Here is a 15,813-nt window from a genome sequence, read left to right as displayed (position 1 = left end):
GTTATTTCTGCCGTTCATCCAGGTCCACCAGAATGATATCCGGCCCGATCTGACGGATTTTACACCAAGGAATTTCGCATTCCTGTTCCTTTCCGAAGATTCCCCAGAGCTTTTCCCCGGAGGAGACCATCAAAGACAGGATGCAGCCGTTTTTACAGTCAAAGGTCAGGTCACAGACGCAGCCCAGACGCTTGCAATCGCGGATGTTTATCACATCCTTTTCGCGGAGTTCACAGAAAGTCATGGGAAACCTCGGAAGCTTCTCTTGAGATCAGAATATGCGGGAAAGGGGAAAGGGTGAAACTATTTGACGAACGGGCAGAAGTTCGGTATGATAGACAGGAGAATTTCAGATAGAAAAGCTTCAGATAAAAGTGCCGGTACAGGCGCGGGAACAGAAAGAGAAAAGAGGAAAGCATATGGCAGGTTCAATATTCGGAAAGCAGTTCTCTATTTCCACCTGGGGAGAATCCCATGGAAAAGGTCTGGGCGTGGTCATCGACGGCTGTCCGGCAGGACTGCCCCTGGAGGAAGGGGATATTCAGGCATATCTGGATCGGAGAAAACCGGGACAGTCCAGGTATACCACGAGCCGGAAGGAGGGCGACGAAGCGGAGATTCTTTCGGGCGTTTTTGAAGGAAAGACTACGGGTACGCCCATTTCCATTCTGGTGCGGAATACCTCACAGCGCTCCCAGGACTACAGTGAGATCGCGTCCTGCTATCGGCCGGGACATGCGGATTATACCTATGACTGCAAGTACGGTTTCCGGGATTATCGGGGCGGCGGACGCTCCTCGGGACGGGAAACCATCGGCCGGGTGGCGGCCGGAGCAGTGGCGGCCAAGATTCTGAAGGAGCTGGGAATCACCATTTGTACCTATACCCGGTCCATCGGACCGGTGGAGATCGACGACAGCCGGTTTGACCGGGAGGAGATTGGTAAGAACGCCTTTTCCATGCCGGACGCCGAAGCGGCGGAGAAGGCGGCTGCCTATACGAAACAGTGCATGGAAGAACAGAATTCTGTGGGCGGTGTCATCGAATGCGTGGTAACCGGTATGCCAGCAGGAGCGGGAGATCCCTGTTTTGAGAAGCTGGACGCGAATCTGGCAAAGGCCATCCTGTCCATCGGAGCTGTGAAGGGTTTTGAGATCGGAGACGGCTTTCGGGCAGCCAGAGCGAGAGGAACTGAGAATAACGATGCCTTTGTGAACCGTGGAAATGGCATCGAAAAAGAGACCAATCATGCAGGCGGCGTTCTGGGTGGCATCAGCGACGGAAGCGATCTTGTATTTCGGGCGGCCATAAAACCTACGCCCTCTGTGGCTGCGGTTCAGCATACGGTCAGCAAGACCGGAGAAAACAGGGAACTGAGTATCCATGGCCGTCACGATCCGGTGATTGTGCCAAGAGCGGTGGTCGTGGTGGAGGCTATGACGGCATTGACCCTGGTGGATGCCCTGTTCGCAGGCATGAGCGCGAAAATGGACAATGTAAAAAAAATATGGGGACGATAAGATGAGACAGAAGTATGTAATCGCAGGTTCGGGAGCCACCGGCGGAAGTATCGGGGCTTTTCTGGCACAGGCCGGACAGGATGTGACTTTTCTGGCTCGGGGAGCGCAGCTTGCAGCCTTCCGGGAAAAGGGAATCACCATGAAGGGGACGGCTAAAGGGGATTTCCGTGTATTTCCCATTAAGGCTATGACCATGGAGGAATATATGGAGACACCAGATGTAATCTTTGTCTGTGTGAAGGATTATTCCCTGGAGGACGCCATCGCCCTGGCGGATCGGGTAGGTGACAAAGGCACGGTAGTGATACCCATTCTCAATATTTACGGCACCGGAGAACGAATGCAGAGAGCGCTGCCCCGCATGACTGTGACGGACGGCTGCATCTATGTGGCGGCCACCGCTTCCGCGCCGGGTGAGCTCACCCATGGCGGCGATATCTTCCGGGTGGTCTACGGCCTCAGACCGGGACAGACGGCCGGTGAAGCCACCCTTGAAAAGCTGGCGCAGACCAAAGCAGATCTGGACGGAGCCGGAATCGATGGCGCTTACACGGATGAGGTGAAACGGGATACCTTCCAGAAGTTCATGTACACCAGTCCCATGGCGGCGGCCGGGGAATACTTCCACGCTCAGGCAGGAGTCTTCCAACAGCAGGGAGAACCCCGGGAGACCTTCATTGCCATGGATCGGGAGCTGGAAAAGCTGGGACTGGCCATGGGACTGAAGTTTCAGGAGGATGTGGTGAAACGAAATCTGCAGATTTTGGATGACTTAAGCCCGGAGGCAGGAACCTCCATGCAGCGGGATATCGCCAAAGGACATGCTTCGGAGATCCGCGGTCTGGTATACGCAGTGGAAGATATGGCGGCGGAGTACCATGTGGATATGCCCATGTATCATAAAATAATCGAAGAATTAAAAAAGAGAGGATTGTAATTATAAATGTATAAGATATTGAAAAAAGACGGCCACGCCAAGCGGGCTGAATTTACCACGGTTCACGGAACCGTGCAGACACCGGTATTCATGAACGTGGGAACCGTAGCGGCCATCAAGGGCGCGGTGGCTACCTCCGATCTGGAGCAGATCGGGACCCAGATCGAGCTTTCCAACACCTATCACCTGCATGTGCGCCCGGGTGATGAGGTGGTAAAGAAGCTGGGAGGCCTTCACAAATTTATGTCCTGGGACAAGCCAATTCTGACAGATTCCGGCGGATTTCAGGTATTTTCCCTGGCTTCCTTACGCAAAATAAAGGAAGAGGGCGTGTATTTCAACTCCCATATCGATGGAAGAAAGATTTTTATGGGTCCGGAGGAGAGCATGCAGATTCAGTCCAATCTGGCCTCCACCATTGCCATGGCCTTTGACGAGTGTGCTCCTGCTCTGGCAGATAAGGACTATGTGGAGAAGTCCGTGGCCCGTACCACCCGGTGGCTGGGCCGCTGTAAGGCGGAAATGCAGCGTCTGAACAGCCTGCCGGATACCATTAATAAAAATCAGCTGCTCTTTGGCATCAACCAAGGCGCTATTTACGAGGATATCCGAATCGAACATGCAAAACAGATTTCCGAGCTTGATCTGGACGGCTATGCCATCGGCGGTCTGGCTGTGGGAGAGACCCATGAGGATATGTACCGGATCATCGAGGCGGTGACGCCGTATCTTCCCGAGAACAAGCCAACGTACCTGATGGGTGTAGGCACACCGGCCAATATTTTGGAGGCCGTGGATCGGGGCGTGGACTTCTTTGACTGTGTTTATCCCAGCCGGAACGGCCGTCACGGCCACCTTTACACCAATCAGGGCAAGATCAATCTGTTCAATGCCAAATACGAGCTGGATGACCGTCCCATCGAGGAGGGCTGCCAGTGTCCGGCCTGCCGCCGTTACAGCAGAGCCTATATCCGGCATTTGCTGAAGGCCAAGGAGATGCTGGGTATGCGTCTGTGCGTCCTTCACAACCTGTATTTCTATAACACCATGATGACCGAGATCCGCGACGCCATCGACGCGGGACAATACCAGGCTTACAAGAAGCGGAAGCTGGACGGCATGATGAGCGGAAACGTATAAAATAAGTATAAAATGGGTCAGGAGTACTTGACCGCAGATCGGGAAGTATGCTAGTATAATAGAAGTGCGCAGAAGAACGGAGCAGTTCCGGGATCTGCAGCGTTAGAATCCAGGAGGAATGAAAATGAATTTACTTGCAACAGGCAGTACGGCTATGGGTTGGACCACGGTGGTTCTTTATTTAGTAGTAATCGGAGCATTTTTCTATTTCGCGGCTATCCGCCCGCAGAAGAAGGAGCAGAAGCGTGTGAATGCCATGCTTTCTACCATGGAAGTGGGCGATGTGGTGGTAACCACCAGCGGATTTTATGGAGTTCTCATCGACATTACCGAGGATGACGTAATCGTAGAGTTCGGAAGCAACCGCAACTGCAGAATTCCGATGAAGAAAGCAGCTATCGCAGAGGTGGAGAAGAACAATGAGTAAGAAACCGACAGTATTGATGATTCTGGATGGCTACGGCCTGAATGAGAATCCGGAGGGAAATGCCATCGCCATGGCGAAGACTCCGGTGATGGATAGTCTGATGAAGGAGTATCCCTATGTAAAGGGAAATGCCAGCGGACTGGCAGTAGGACTTCCGGACGGACAGATGGGAAATTCCGAGGTAGGACATATGAATATGGGTGCGGGACGCATCGTATATCAGGAGCTGACCCGTATCACAAAGGAGATCCAGGATGGAGACTTCTTTGAAAATGAAGCGCTTGTACAGGCGGTGGAGAACGCGAAAGCAAAGAACTCCGCGCTGCATCTGTTCGGACTGGTGTCCGATGGCGGCGTACACAGCCACAATACCCATATTTACGGACTGCTGGAGCTGGCAAAGCGCCACGGTCTTACAAAGGTTTATGTACACTGCTTCCTGGACGGCCGCGATACACCGCCGGCATCCGGAAAAGATTTCGTACAGGAACTGACTGATAAGATGCAGGAGATCGGCGTTGGTGAGGTAGCTTCCGTTATGGGACGTTACTACGCCATGGACCGTGATAACCGCTGGGATCGCGTGGAGAAAGCTTATAACGCGCTCACAAAGGGCGAGGGCAATGAGGCAGCCGACGGTGTCAGCGCCATTGCGGCATCCTACGAGGCGGGCGTGAACGATGAGTTTGTGATTCCGGCCGTAGTCAAGAAAGACGGCAAGCCGGTAGCTACCATTCAGGACGGCGATTCCGTGATTTTCTTCAATTTCCGTCCGGACCGGGCAAGAGAGATTTCCAGAGCATTCTGCTGTGATGATTTTACAGGCTTCCCAAGAGAGAAGCGTCTGGATCTCACCTATGTATGCTTTACCGAATATGACGCCACCATTCCGAACAAGCTGGTAGCTTTCCACAAGGTAGAGCTTCACAATACCTTTGGCGAGTATCTGGCAGCTCATGATATGACTCAGGTTCGTATCGCTGAGACTGAGAAGTACGCCCATGTGACCTTCTTCTTTAACGGCGGCGTGGAGGAGCCGAACAAGGGCGAGGATCGTATCCTTGTGAAGTCCCCGAAGGTAGCCACCTACGACCTGCAGCCCGAGATGAGCGCTCCGGCAGTCTGCGACAAGCTGGTAGAGGCCATCAAGGCTGATAAGTACGATGTGATTATCATCAATTTCGCGAACCCGGATATGGTCGGCCACACCGGTGTGATTCCGGCAGCGGTACAGGCTATCGAGACTGTGGATGGCTGCGTGGGACGCGCAGTAGAGGCAGTGAAAGAGGTTGGCGGCCAGATGTTTATCTGCGCAGACCACGGCAATGCCGAGATGATGATTGATTATAAGACAGGCGAGCCCTGGACAGCACATACCACGAATCCGGTTCCGTTCATTCTGGTGAACGCAGATCCGGCATACCGGTTAAGAGAAAATGGCTGTCTGGCAGATATCATTCCGACGCTCATCGAGCTGATGGGAATGGAGCAGCCTGCTGAGATGACCGGCAAGTCTCTGCTGGTTAAGGAGGTATAAGCATGGGAGTTATCCGAGTGATTTTAATGGTCATGTTCGTGCTGGTATGCATCGCGTTGACCGTAGTGGTACTGATGCAGGAAGGTAAATCCAACGGACTGGGAGCTATCGCAGGCGGCAATTCTTTCTGGGAGCAGAATAAGAGCCGTTCCGCAGAGGGAAAGATTGTGCTTGCGACCAAAATTCTGGCGATTGCCTTTATTGTACTGGCACTGGTACTGAATTTAAACATTTTTTAAGATGATTACGACAGATAAAGCACTCCCGGGATGACCGTGGGTGCTTTCTGCGTTATGGCAATGAGGCATGCGTTCAGAAGTTCAGGCACTGGCTGGCATGCTGGCAGGATTTATAAGATGAGCCGGAGGAACTATGGCAGACAAGACATTTGAAGAGCGAAAGAAAATTATATATGATTTTATCAACGATCCCCGTTACGTGCCCATGAAGCAGAAAGAGCTGGCCATTATCCTGCAGGTGGAGAAGAAGGACCGGGAGGAGCTGAACCGGGTTCTGGACGAGCTTCTTTCCGAAGGGAAAATCTCCCTGTCCAAGCGGGGACGCTACGGAAAAGCGGAGATTAAAAAGGTCGTCGGCGTGTATACAAGCCATGCCAGAGGCTTCGGCTTTGTGTCTGTAGAAGGCGAGGAGCAGGATATCTTCATCGGAGAAAATGACGCCGGGGACGCGTTTCTGGGCGATACGGTGGAGGTGGTGCTCAAGGGCTACGCAGGAAAGCGGCCAGAGGGTGTGATCACGAAGATTCTGTCCCACGGCCTGACTGAAGTTATCGGAACTTTCGATCGCAGCAAGAATTTCGGCTTTGTGGTGCCGGATAATCAGCGGATCAATCACGATATTTTTATTCCTTTGGAGAAAATCGGGCCTGCGGTCAGCGGACAAAAAGTGGTGGCGGAGATTACCGACTATGGAAAAGGACGGAAGAATCCTGAAGGTAAGATTATGCAGATTCTTGGCGAGGCGGACGATCCGGCCACCGAGGTATTGGCGATTATGCTGGCCTATGGCATCCCCACGGAATTCCCCGAGCGGGTGTTGAACCAGGCAGAGCGGGTGGCGAAGCCTGTATCCGAAGCGGATCGTGCCGGACGGCTGGATCTCCGGGATGAGGTCTGCGTCACCATCGACGGCGAGGACGCAAAGGATCTGGACGATGCGGTTTCCCTGCGGAGGGATGGCGATAACTATGTGCTGGGTGTGCATATCGCTGACGTGACCAACTATGTGCAGGAGAACAGCGCTCTGGATCACGAGGCCCTTGATCGGGGCACCAGCGTCTATCTGGCGGATCGGGTGGTTCCCATGCTGCCGCGTACCCTTTCCAACGGTATCTGTTCCCTGAATGCCGGGGAAGACCGGCTGGCCTTAAGCTGTATCATGACCATTGACGGGAAAGGCAGGATTATCGGTCATACCATTGCGGAGACTGTGATCTGCGTGAACCGCAGACTCAACTATACGGGCGTCCAGAAGGTGTTGGACGATGACCCGGAGGAGACGGCGCTCTATCCGGAGCTGGTTTCCATGTTAAAGGAGATGGCGGAGGTATCGGCCCTCCTTCGGAAGCGGAGAAGAAAGCGGGGATCCATTGATTTTGATTTCCCGGAGACCAAGGTGATTCTGGATGAAAAGGGCTATCCCATTGACATCAGGCCCTACGAGCGGAATACGGCTACCCGTCTGATTGAAGATTTCATGCTGGCGGCCAATGAGACTGTGGCCGAGGACTATTACTGGCAGGCCCAGCCCTTTGTATATCGGATTCATGAGAAGCCGGACAGTGAGAAAATGAGCCGTCTGGGCACTTTTATCCGGAATTTCGGCTACAGTCTGCATACGGCAGGGGATGAGATCCACCCGGGTGAAGTACAGAAGCTGTTGGATAAGATCGCAGGGACGCCGGAGGAGGCCATGATCAGCCGCCTGACCTTACGTTCTATGAAGCAGGCCAAGTACGCCACCGACTGTACCGGGCATTTCGGACTGGCGGCCACCCATTACTGTCATTTTACATCGCCTATCCGGCGGTATCCGGATCTGCAGATTCACCGGATTATCAAGGAGAACCTGCGGGGACGGCTGAACGGTGACCGGGTGGTGCACTATGAGGCTATTCTGCCGGAGGTGGCCAAGCGTTCCAGCGAACTGGAGCGGCGGGCCGAGGAGGCAGAGCGAGAGACCGTGAAGCTGAAGAAAGTGGAGTATATGGAGCAGCATATCGGCGAACAGTTCGACGGTGTCATTTCCGGGGTGACGGCTTACGGCCTGTACGTGGAGCTGAACAATACGGTGGAGGGTCTGGTTCATGTGAATTCCCTGAAGGATGATTTTTACGAATACGACGAGGCCGGAAGTGAGCTTCAGGGAGCCCGGACAGGGAAAATCTGGCATATCGGTGAGCGGGTACGCATCCGGGTGAAGGGAACAGACCGGCTGTGCAGAACCATTGATTACGAATTATTATCGGAAAAGGATATGGAGTAACTGTTCAGGTACTGAACAGTTAGATGAGGAGAACAATATGGGGAAGGATAATTACAAATTAGTGGCCAATAACAAGAAGGCATACCACGATTATTTCATCGACGAGACCTACGAGACCGGCATCTCCCTGGCTGGTACAGAAGTAAAGTCTGTCCGCATGGGAAAATGCAGCGTCAAAGAGGCCTTCGTCAAGGTGGAAAAGGAAGAAGTCTGGGTCTATGGCATGCACATCAGTCCCTATGAGAAGGGAAATATCTTTAACAAAGACCCCTTACGCCCCCGAAAACTTTTAATGCACAAATATGAGATACGAAAGATCGCATCCAAGATGGCCGAAAAGGGCTATACCATGGTTCCCTTAAAGGTCTACTTAAAAGGCAGCCTGGTCAAAGTCGAGGTAGGCCTGGCCCGCGGTAAAAAGCTCTACGACAAACGCCAGGATATAGCCAAAAAAGATCAGCGGCGCGAGGCAGAGAAGGAGTTTAAGGTGAAGAATCTTTATTAGAAGGAAATACACTCATGAAACCGATTGAAAAAACCGGATATTCTGTGTTAAGATAAATGGAACGAAAACAAGAGAAGGGCTGCCGGGTGCAGCCCCAAAGCTGGAGGAACATACGATGAAAATGATGATTGCGTCCGATATCCACGGATCTGCTTATTACTGTGAAAAGTTGCTGGAAGCGTACGACAGGGAGCAGGCGGACAAACTGCTTTTACTGGGAGATATTCTCTATCACGGCCCCCGCAACGATCTACCGAAGGACTATGCGCCCAAGCAGGTGATTGCCATGCTGAATCCCAGAAAAGAAGAGATTCTCTGCGTGCGGGGAAACTGCGACACCGAGGTGGATCAGATGGTGCTGGAGTTCCCGATCCTGGCGGACTACTGCATTCTCTGTCTGAATGAACGGATGATTTTCGCGACCCACGGCCATGTATTTAATGAGAAAAATCTTCCCATGCTGAAGAAAGGCGATATCCTGCTCCACGGCCATACCCATGTGCCGGTGTGCAGAGAGCATGAGAATTACACCTATCTGAACCCCGGCTCCGTGTCCATTCCCAAGGAGGACAGCTGGCATGGATATATGATTCTGGAGGATGGAACATTTATCTGGAAGGATCTGGATGGTAATACAAAGCTGGAATATCAGCCACAGTAAAAGAAGATCAAAGAAACGGAACTATTCTTCGATATGTTCCAGACCCTGACTCAGGATATTCACCACATGGGCGTCAGCCAGAGAGTAGTAAATGGTCTTCCCGTCCCGGCGGAACTTTACCAGCCGGTTCTGCTTGAGGACCCGAAGCTGATGGGAAATGGAGCTCTGTGACATCTCCAGGGCTGCGGCGATATCATTGACGCACTGCTCTCCATCCCGGAGTACAAACAGGATTTTAATGCGTGTGGAATCGGCAAATACTTTAAAAAATTCCGAAAGAAAATAAACTTCATCTTCTGCGGGCATCAGTTCATTCATATAGGACGCCTCCTTTCCTGTACTTTCCGTACATTCCAGTTTATTTTAGCATACAGCGTAAGAAGAAACAAGAAGATATTTGAAAGTATGATAATATGAGAATATGATGTGACGGATTCATATAAAGATGGAAGAAAAAGGAACGTATAATTTCCGGGCTACGGCTTGAAATACAGCAGAAAACCAGATATAATAAAGGTACTTATGAAAAAATATTTGTGCGAATTGACCACAGAATATGGAGAGAATCAGATGAAGAAGTTCAGATATACAGGCCGAAAAGCCGCGGCCCTTCTAATGGCGGGTGTGCTGTGTTTCCCGATTACCGCGTCGGCGACCACAGAGTCCGAGATCAAAAAGCAGAAACAGGCCACCCAGAAGCAGCTGGATGAGATCAATGCCCAGATGAAGTCCATTGAGAGCCAGCGAAGCAGCGTTCTCAGCGAGATTGATTCCCTGGATTCGGATCTGGTGGATCTGGTATTGAATATTGAGCTGCTGGAAAGCGATATCGTGGCCAAAGAAGCGGAAGTGGAGGAAGCACAGGCCCAGTATGATGAGGCTAAGGCCAAGGAAGAAGCCCAGTATGAGGCTATGAAGCTTCGGATTCAGTATATCTATGAGGAAGGCGATATGGATTATCTGTCCCTGTTCTTGCAGGCAGAGAATTTTTCGGATTTTCTGAATCGGGCGGATTTTGCCCAGGAGATCCAGACCAAGGACCGGGAGATGGTTCTGGAATACCAGGAGACTAAGCAGGAAGTGGCGGATCTGTTGGATGAACTGGAGCAGGAAAAAGCAGATATGGAAGATTTGCAGGCCGAATATGAGGAACAGAAGAGCGAGACCGAGTCTGCTCTGGCTCAGAAAAAGGCAGAACAGGCCGATTACGATAACCAGCTGGCGGCAGCCAAGTCCCAGGCGGCGACTTATAAAAAGCAGCTGCAGGAGCAGCAGACCAAGCTGAAGAAGTTGGAAGCGGAGCGGAAACGGAAGGAGCAGGAGGCGGCTGCTGCGAAGAGTAACAGTACCTCCGGATCCAAGTCAAACGGAAGCAGCTCCGGATCCTCAGCCACCGTATCCGGCGGCGGTTCTGGCTCCTCCATTGCCAGCTACGCACTGAAGTTTGTGGGGAATCCCTATGTATCCGGCGGCACCAGCCTGACCAACGGCGCGGACTGCTCCGGTTTTACCTGGGCAGTACACCAGCATTTCGGGATCTCCATTCCCCGTCAGTCTGACGCCCAGGGACGTTCCGGAAAGTCTGTGAGCTATTCCGACGCCCAGGCCGGAGACATCATCTACTATGGGGGACATGTGGGTATTTATATCGGAGGTGGACGGATCGTTCATGCCAGCACACCCAAGACGGGGATTAAGGTAAGTTCAGCTAACTATCGTCCGATTTTATCCGTCAGAAGATACTATTAAAGAATACAGAGTGAAAAGATACAGTCGGCGCCATTTCCGAAAGGAAATGGCGTCGTTTTTGTTTCACACAGCAAAAAAATTGTTGACTATATTGTGTATATGTGATATATACAATATATAAACATAAAACAGAGAGTGAGAAGGAAGGCCTATGAATATTATTATCAGTAATTCCAGCGGAAAGCCCATCTACGAGCAGATTACCGCCCAACTGAAAGGCCAGATTATGAATGGAACGCTGAAGCCCGGGGAGGCGCTGCCCTCCATGCGGCTGCTGGCCAAGGAGCTTCGGATCAGTGTGATTACTACTAAGCGGGCTTATGAGGAGCTGGAGCGGGAGGGATTTATCACCACCATAGTGGGAAAAGGAAGCTTCGTAAAAGAAGCGGATCAGGAATTTGTCCGGGAGGAGCGGCTCAGGGCCGTGGAAGGGCACCTGCAGGCAGCCGTGGACGCGGCCAGACAGTGCGGGATGGACGAGACAGAGCTTGTGGACATTTTGAAATTATTATTCGAGGAGGCATGAATATGAACGGAGCCATTGAGGTACGAAATCTGGTAAAACGGTATCCGGACTTTGTGTTGGAGAATGTGAGTTTCCGGGTTCCGGAGGGGAGTATCGTGGGTTTCATCGGAGAAAACGGCGCGGGCAAGAGTACTACTATGAAGGCTATTTTGGGACTGATAAAGAGAGACGATGGTGAGATTTCCCTGCTCGGGGAACCGGACGGCGCAAGAGAGGAAGCATTGAAGGAACAGATTGGTGTAGTGTTTGATGAAAACTGTTTCCCGGAGCATATCAGTCGGGAAGATGTGAACCGGATGCTGAAGGCCATATTTAAAAACTGGCAGGAGAAACTTTTTTTCAAACTTTGTGAACGGTTCGGGATTCCGGGGAAAAAGAAGATCAAAGAATATTCCAGAGGAATGAAGATGAAGCTGTCTATCGCGGTGGCCATGTCGCATCAGGCGCGGCTTTTGATTCTGGATGAAGCAACCAGCGGTCTGGATCCGGTGGTACGTGCGGAGATTCTCGATATGCTCCGGGAGTTTGTAATGGATGAGCATCACACAGTATTTTTCTCCTCCCATATTACCAGTGATATAGAGAAGATTGCGGACTATATTCTGCTGATTCATAAGGGAAGGATTCTTTTGTATGAAGATCGGGATACTTTGCTGGAGCAGTACGCACTGGTGCGGTGTAGTGATGAGGTGGCGGCGAAGCTGGATCCGAAGACGGTTGTGGGTGTCCGCCATGGCCGGTTTGATACGGAAGTGCTGGTGCGAAGCCGGGAAGGACTGAAGCCGGGCGAGCATCTGGCGGTGGATCGGGTGAGCCTGGAGGATATTCTGCTTTATACGGCAGAAAAGCCGGAGAATGAGAGGTGTATAAAATGAAAGGGTTGATTTTAAAGGATTTGTATACACTGCGGCAGATGGGGAAGGTTTATCTGATTTCCATGGTATGCCTGATGGCATGGGGAATGGCCGTCCACAATTCAACCATGTTTACCAGCCTGCTTCTGGTATATGGCCTGATGATTCTGATTACGACAGCGTCCTGGGATGAGGTTTCCCATTTTAACGGATATGCGTTGACCTTTCCGTTAAGTCCCAAAAAGCTGGTGCAGGCAAAATATCTGTTCGCGCTGATTCTCTTTGCAGCCATAACAGTGTTGGGGGTGCTGGGCGGTTTTGGCATGACTGCGGCGCTGGGAGCGAAATCCGAGATAGGCTATGGAGAGGTCGTGGTTTCCACGCTTTCTATCAGCTGTATTTATCTGATGACAGCAGTGGTTGTGCTGCCCTGCAATTATAAGTTTGGCGTGGAAAAATCAAGATTTTTATTCGTGGCGATTTATCTGATTATTTTTGCCTGCTTTGCACTGCTGTTCAGCATTGACCATATGAAGCAATGGTTGTTGAATCTGGGCGCTCGGGAATTTATGACGGGGGTAGCCGTGTTCGGAGTGCTGACACTCCTGGGGATGATTTTCTCCTACCGGATTTCCGTCCGGATTATGGAAAATAGGGAATGGTAAGGAAAGAGATTCAGAAAATCTTAATAAAGTTTTCAGGAAAAGGGTCTGGTAAATCAGGCTCTTTTCTTTTATACTGAATAGCGGACAAAACAGAAAGGTCAGGAGAGGATACGAAAGGATTATGACAAGACGGCAGAAAAGACGGACATTGTTATACGTGGGCAGCCTTTCCGTGGTGCTCTGCGCCGGTATGGTCATCGGTACGGCATACGCGCAGAATGCAGAACGGAGCGCCCGGGAGGAGAGAGAAGCGCAGAAGCTGGCTTTGGAAGCAGCGGAAGGTACGGAAGACACGACAGCTGAAGACACAGACGCAGAAGATACAGAAGAAGAGACGGAGCCGGAGGATGCGGAAGAGCATCTGCCGGAGGACTGGAACCTGATTCTGGTAAATAAGACCCATCCCATTCCCGATGATTATGAGGTGGAGTTAAAGTCCATCGGAAGCGGACACCAGATCGACGCCAGAGCCTACGACGACTTCCGGGCCATGATACAGGCCTCTAAGGCAGACGGGGTATACATCTATGTGACGTCCTCATACCGGGATCGGGACAAGCAGATTTCGCTGTATCAGAAAAAGACAGATTCCTATCTCCGGCAGGGATATTCCCTGGAGGACGCCAAGGAGAAAGCCGGTCAGGTGGTGGCAGTTCCCGGAACCAGTGAGCATCATCTGGGACTGGCCCTGGATATGGTTTCTTCGGAATACCGGAAGCTGGATGAAAAGCAGGAGAATACCAGAGGCTTCCAGTGGCTGAAGGCCCATAGCTGGGAGTACGGCTTTATCTTGCGTTATCCCAACGGAAGCACGGATATTACGGGCATCATTTATGAGCCCTGGCATTTCCGTTATGTGGGAAAGGAAGCGGCGAAAGAGATTTACGAGCAGGGCGTGACCCTGGAGGAATATTTGGGTGCGAAGCCGGTATCTGAGGGAGAGGCAGTCACCTATGACTACGTGCCGAGACCGAAGAAAAAAGCGGTGGCGCCGGCTCAGGAGAATGCAGTGAATCCGGAGGAGCAGACGGCGGCACCGGGCCAGGAAAGTGCGCCAAATCAGGAAGAACAGCAGGCGGCAGAGTCGAATATCTGACAGAAATAAAACAGAAAAGAGACAGGGGCTGTAAAAACCACATTTTTACAGTCCTTAAATTTTTGTGAAATCGCGCTCCGGGCAGTTGGAAAGGGACGGAAAATATGGTAGGATAGATAGGACGAAAGAGGGGGACACGATGAAAAAACTGTTAAAAAAGGTATTGAACAGACTGGTGATTTTCGGAATCCTGCTGGCGGTTCAGCTGGGATGGTTTCTGGTGTTTTTCACAAAGCTGACCGGATATTCCACCGTGATTTCTCTGGCTTTTACAGTACTGAGCTTTCTGACAGTTCTGTGGATTATCAATACGGAGGATAATCCGGCTTATAAAATGGCGTGGATTATTCTGGTTCTGATCGTTCCTCTGCTGGGCGGACTTTTTTATGTGGCAGTGGGCCACAAGCGTCCCTCCAGGGGCATGCGAAGACGGATGGAAACAGAGCGGAAACGGATGCCGGATGCCCTGACACAGGATACGTCGGTGCTGAAGAATATCAGCGTACTGGACCGGGGTGTCTGCGGAGAGTCCTATTATCTGTCGGAGACAGGAGGGTATCCCGTATGGGAACATACGGACGCAATGTATTATCCCATTGGAGAAGAATACTTTGCGGCTTTCCTGGAGGAACTTCGGAAGGCAGAACACTTTATCTTCATGGAGTTCTTCATTGTAGGCGAAGGAAAGATGTGGAACAGCATCCGGGAGATTCTGGAGGAAAAGGCGGCGGCCGGTGTGGACGTGAGGTTCATTTATGATGATTTGGGCTGCGTATCCCTGCTTCCGGCGGGCTATACACTGTTTCTGGAGTCCAGGGGAATCAAGAGCTTTGCTTTCAATCCCTTTATCCCACTGTGGTCGCTGGTCATGAATAACCGGGATCACCGGAAGATAGCGGTTATCGACGGACATACGGCCTTCAGCGGCGGCGTGAATCTGGCGGACGAATATATCAACGAAAAGGTGCGTTTTGGCCACTGGAAGGATACGGGCTTCATGCTGAAGGGCGAGGCGGTCTGGAACTATACGGTTATGTTCCTACGGATGTGGAACGCCTACCGGCATACGGATGAGTCCTTTGAGGCCTACCGGCCCCATGTGTGGCACCCGGAGCCCTTCGAGGGAGAAGGCTTTGTACAGCCTTACGGAGATACACCTCTGGACGACGAGCTTCTGGGTGAGAATGTGTACCTGAATATCCTGAACCGGGCCAGAGATTATGTGTATATCTTTACACCCTATCTGATAGTAGATCATGAGATGCAGACGGCCCTTTGCCTGGCGGCAAAGCGGGGCGTGGATGTGCGGATCGTGACACCGGGTATTCCGGATAAGAAGACTATTTTTCAGCTGACCCGTTCCTATTATCCGGTGCTTTTAAAGGCCGGTGTGCGGATCTACGAATATACACCCGGATTCCTGCATGCCAAGTCCTTTGTATGCGACGACGAATGCGCGGTGGTGGGCACCATCAATATGGATTACCGGAGCCTGTATCTGCATTTTGAGTGCGGTACCTTTTTCTACCGGACGCCGCTCATCGCAGATGTGAAGAAGGACAGCCTGGCCACCATGGAGAAGTGTCGGGAGATCCATATGAGCGATACCAGACAGGGCTTCTTCGGAAAACTGTTCTGCGCGGTACTTCGGGTATTTTCACCATTATTATAAGAGGGGAAAGAAAAGGAGA

Annotated in this window: 17 protein-coding genes; 15 read left to right on the top strand and 2 right to left on the bottom strand. The window is 51.6% G+C overall.

Annotated elements, in window-relative coordinates:
* Position 1: 1 nt before the first annotated feature.
* Complete coding sequence (locus tag H8S44_RS09790) at positions 2-244, bottom strand: YlmC/YmxH family sporulation protein (protein ID WP_186873510.1); 243 nt, start codon at positions 242-244, stop codon at positions 2-4.
* A gap of 175 nt (positions 245-419) precedes the next feature.
* Between H8S44_RS09790 and aroC the strand changes: the two genes are divergently transcribed.
* The 9 genes from aroC to yfcE all read left to right on the top strand — a co-directional run bounded on the left by aroC (position 420) and on the right by yfcE (position 9,232).
* A complete protein-coding gene (gene aroC / locus H8S44_RS09785) occupies positions 420-1,520 on the top strand; it encodes a chorismate synthase (RefSeq protein WP_186873509.1) in 1,101 nt (366 codons plus the stop codon).
* Between the two features lies 1 nt (position 1,521).
* Positions 1,522-2,457 carry a ketopantoate reductase family protein gene (locus H8S44_RS09780; protein WP_186873508.1) on the top strand — a complete coding sequence of 312 codons (936 nt, stop codon included), beginning with the start codon at positions 1,522-1,524 and terminating at the stop codon, positions 2,455-2,457.
* Positions 2,458-2,463: 6 nt separating this feature from the next.
* Positions 2,464-3,597 carry a tRNA guanosine(34) transglycosylase Tgt gene (tgt, locus tag H8S44_RS09775; protein WP_186873507.1) on the top strand — a complete coding sequence of 378 codons (1,134 nt, stop codon included), beginning with the start codon at positions 2,464-2,466 and terminating at the stop codon, positions 3,595-3,597.
* 124 nt (positions 3,598-3,721) lie between these two features.
* Entirely contained in the window at positions 3,722-4,024 is a 303-nt protein-coding gene (yajC, locus tag H8S44_RS09770; RefSeq protein ID WP_186873506.1) for a preprotein translocase subunit YajC, read from the top strand.
* On the top strand, positions 4,017-5,561 hold the full coding sequence (gpmI, locus tag H8S44_RS09765) for a 2,3-bisphosphoglycerate-independent phosphoglycerate mutase (RefSeq protein ID WP_186873505.1): 1,545 nt from the start codon (positions 4,017-4,019) through the stop codon (positions 5,559-5,561). The genes yajC and gpmI overlap by 8 nt, the downstream gene beginning before the upstream one ends.
* 2 nt (positions 5,562-5,563) lie before the next feature.
* Complete coding sequence (gene secG / locus H8S44_RS09760; RefSeq protein WP_186873504.1) at positions 5,564-5,800, top strand: preprotein translocase subunit SecG; 237 nt, start codon at positions 5,564-5,566, stop codon at positions 5,798-5,800.
* A gap of 133 nt (positions 5,801-5,933) precedes the next feature.
* Complete coding sequence (gene rnr, locus H8S44_RS09755; protein ID WP_186873503.1) at positions 5,934-8,066, top strand: ribonuclease R; 2,133 nt, start codon at positions 5,934-5,936, stop codon at positions 8,064-8,066.
* Positions 8,067-8,103: 37 nt separating this feature from the next.
* Positions 8,104-8,571 carry an SsrA-binding protein SmpB gene (smpB, locus tag H8S44_RS09750; protein ID WP_186873502.1) on the top strand — a complete coding sequence of 156 codons (468 nt, stop codon included), beginning with the start codon at positions 8,104-8,106 and terminating at the stop codon, positions 8,569-8,571.
* 115 nt (positions 8,572-8,686) lie between these two features.
* Positions 8,687-9,232: a phosphodiesterase gene (yfcE, locus tag H8S44_RS09745; RefSeq protein WP_186873501.1), complete on the top strand. Its 546-nt coding sequence runs from the start codon at positions 8,687-8,689 to the stop codon at positions 9,230-9,232.
* Between the two features lie 21 nt (positions 9,233-9,253).
* Here the strand turns inward: yfcE and H8S44_RS09740 are convergent, their stop codons facing one another.
* Positions 9,254-9,550: an ArsR/SmtB family transcription factor gene (locus H8S44_RS09740; RefSeq protein ID WP_186873500.1), complete on the bottom strand. Its 297-nt coding sequence runs from the start codon at positions 9,548-9,550 to the stop codon at positions 9,254-9,256.
* A gap of 252 nt (positions 9,551-9,802) precedes the next feature.
* Here H8S44_RS09740 and H8S44_RS09735 point away from each other — a divergent pair, with 252 nt between their 5' ends.
* The 6 genes from H8S44_RS09735 to cls all read left to right on the top strand — a co-directional run bounded on the left by H8S44_RS09735 (position 9,803) and on the right by cls (position 15,794).
* On the top strand, positions 9,803-10,981 hold the full coding sequence (locus H8S44_RS09735) for a C40 family peptidase (RefSeq protein WP_186873499.1): 1,179 nt from the start codon (positions 9,803-9,805) through the stop codon (positions 10,979-10,981).
* 151 nt (positions 10,982-11,132) lie between these two features.
* Complete coding sequence (locus tag H8S44_RS09730; RefSeq protein WP_186873498.1) at positions 11,133-11,507, top strand: GntR family transcriptional regulator; 375 nt, start codon at positions 11,133-11,135, stop codon at positions 11,505-11,507.
* Between the two features lie 2 nt (positions 11,508-11,509).
* The gene (locus H8S44_RS09725; RefSeq protein WP_186873497.1) at positions 11,510-12,382 is read left to right on the top strand and encodes an ABC transporter ATP-binding protein; all 873 of its coding nucleotides are present in this window, start codon (positions 11,510-11,512) and stop codon (positions 12,380-12,382) included.
* Positions 12,379-13,026: an ABC-2 transporter permease gene (locus H8S44_RS09720; RefSeq protein ID WP_186873496.1), complete on the top strand. Its 648-nt coding sequence runs from the start codon at positions 12,379-12,381 to the stop codon at positions 13,024-13,026. Before H8S44_RS09725 ends, H8S44_RS09720 begins: the two co-directional genes overlap by 4 nt.
* Before the next feature lie 121 nt (positions 13,027-13,147).
* Positions 13,148-14,122 (top strand): M15 family metallopeptidase, encoded by a 975-nt coding sequence (locus tag H8S44_RS09715; protein ID WP_186873495.1) that lies wholly within the window; start codon positions 13,148-13,150, stop codon positions 14,120-14,122.
* A 139-nt stretch (positions 14,123-14,261) separates the two neighbouring features.
* A complete protein-coding gene (gene cls, locus H8S44_RS09710) occupies positions 14,262-15,794 on the top strand; it encodes a cardiolipin synthase (protein WP_186873494.1) in 1,533 nt (510 codons plus the stop codon).
* Positions 15,795-15,813 lie beyond the last annotated feature (19 nt).

Source organism: Anaerosacchariphilus hominis (genome assembly GCF_014290175.1).
GTDB lineage: Bacteria > Bacillota > Clostridia > Lachnospirales > Lachnospiraceae > Laedolimicola > Laedolimicola hominis.
Note: the sequence above shows the minus strand (reverse complement) of the source record. Positions and strands in the feature narration are given on the sequence as shown.

Excerpts from the sequence above, each read along its gene's own strand:
- H8S44_RS09735 (WP_186873499.1), top strand. The coding sequence starts at position 9,803 with ATGAAGAAGTTCAGATATACAGGCCGAAAAGCCGCGGCCCTTCTAATG.
- smpB (WP_186873502.1), top strand. The coding sequence starts at position 8,104 with ATGGGGAAGGATAATTACAAATTAGTGGCCAATAACAAGAAGGCATAC.
- H8S44_RS09715 (WP_186873495.1), top strand. The coding sequence starts at position 13,148 with ATGACAAGACGGCAGAAAAGACGGACATTGTTATACGTGGGCAGCCTT.
- H8S44_RS09790 (WP_186873510.1), bottom strand. The coding sequence starts at position 244 with ATGACTTTCTGTGAACTCCGCGAAAAGGATGTGATAAACATCCGCGAT.
- aroC (WP_186873509.1), top strand. The coding sequence starts at position 420 with ATGGCAGGTTCAATATTCGGAAAGCAGTTCTCTATTTCCACCTGGGGA.
- rnr (WP_186873503.1), top strand. The coding sequence starts at position 5,934 with ATGGCAGACAAGACATTTGAAGAGCGAAAGAAAATTATATATGATTTT.
- H8S44_RS09740 (WP_186873500.1), bottom strand. The coding sequence starts at position 9,550 with ATGAATGAACTGATGCCCGCAGAAGATGAAGTTTATTTTCTTTCGGAA.
- cls (WP_186873494.1), top strand. The coding sequence starts at position 14,262 with ATGAAAAAACTGTTAAAAAAGGTATTGAACAGACTGGTGATTTTCGGA.
- H8S44_RS09780 (WP_186873508.1), top strand. The coding sequence starts at position 1,522 with ATGAGACAGAAGTATGTAATCGCAGGTTCGGGAGCCACCGGCGGAAGT.
- H8S44_RS09725 (WP_186873497.1), top strand. The coding sequence starts at position 11,510 with ATGAACGGAGCCATTGAGGTACGAAATCTGGTAAAACGGTATCCGGAC.
- secG (WP_186873504.1), top strand. The coding sequence starts at position 5,564 with ATGGGAGTTATCCGAGTGATTTTAATGGTCATGTTCGTGCTGGTATGC.
- gpmI (WP_186873505.1), top strand. The coding sequence starts at position 4,017 with ATGAGTAAGAAACCGACAGTATTGATGATTCTGGATGGCTACGGCCTG.
- H8S44_RS09730 (WP_186873498.1), top strand. The coding sequence starts at position 11,133 with ATGAATATTATTATCAGTAATTCCAGCGGAAAGCCCATCTACGAGCAG.
- H8S44_RS09720 (WP_186873496.1), top strand. The coding sequence starts at position 12,379 with ATGAAAGGGTTGATTTTAAAGGATTTGTATACACTGCGGCAGATGGGG.
- yajC (WP_186873506.1), top strand. The coding sequence starts at position 3,722 with ATGAATTTACTTGCAACAGGCAGTACGGCTATGGGTTGGACCACGGTG.
- tgt (WP_186873507.1), top strand. The coding sequence starts at position 2,464 with ATGTATAAGATATTGAAAAAAGACGGCCACGCCAAGCGGGCTGAATTT.
- yfcE (WP_186873501.1), top strand. The coding sequence starts at position 8,687 with ATGAAAATGATGATTGCGTCCGATATCCACGGATCTGCTTATTACTGT.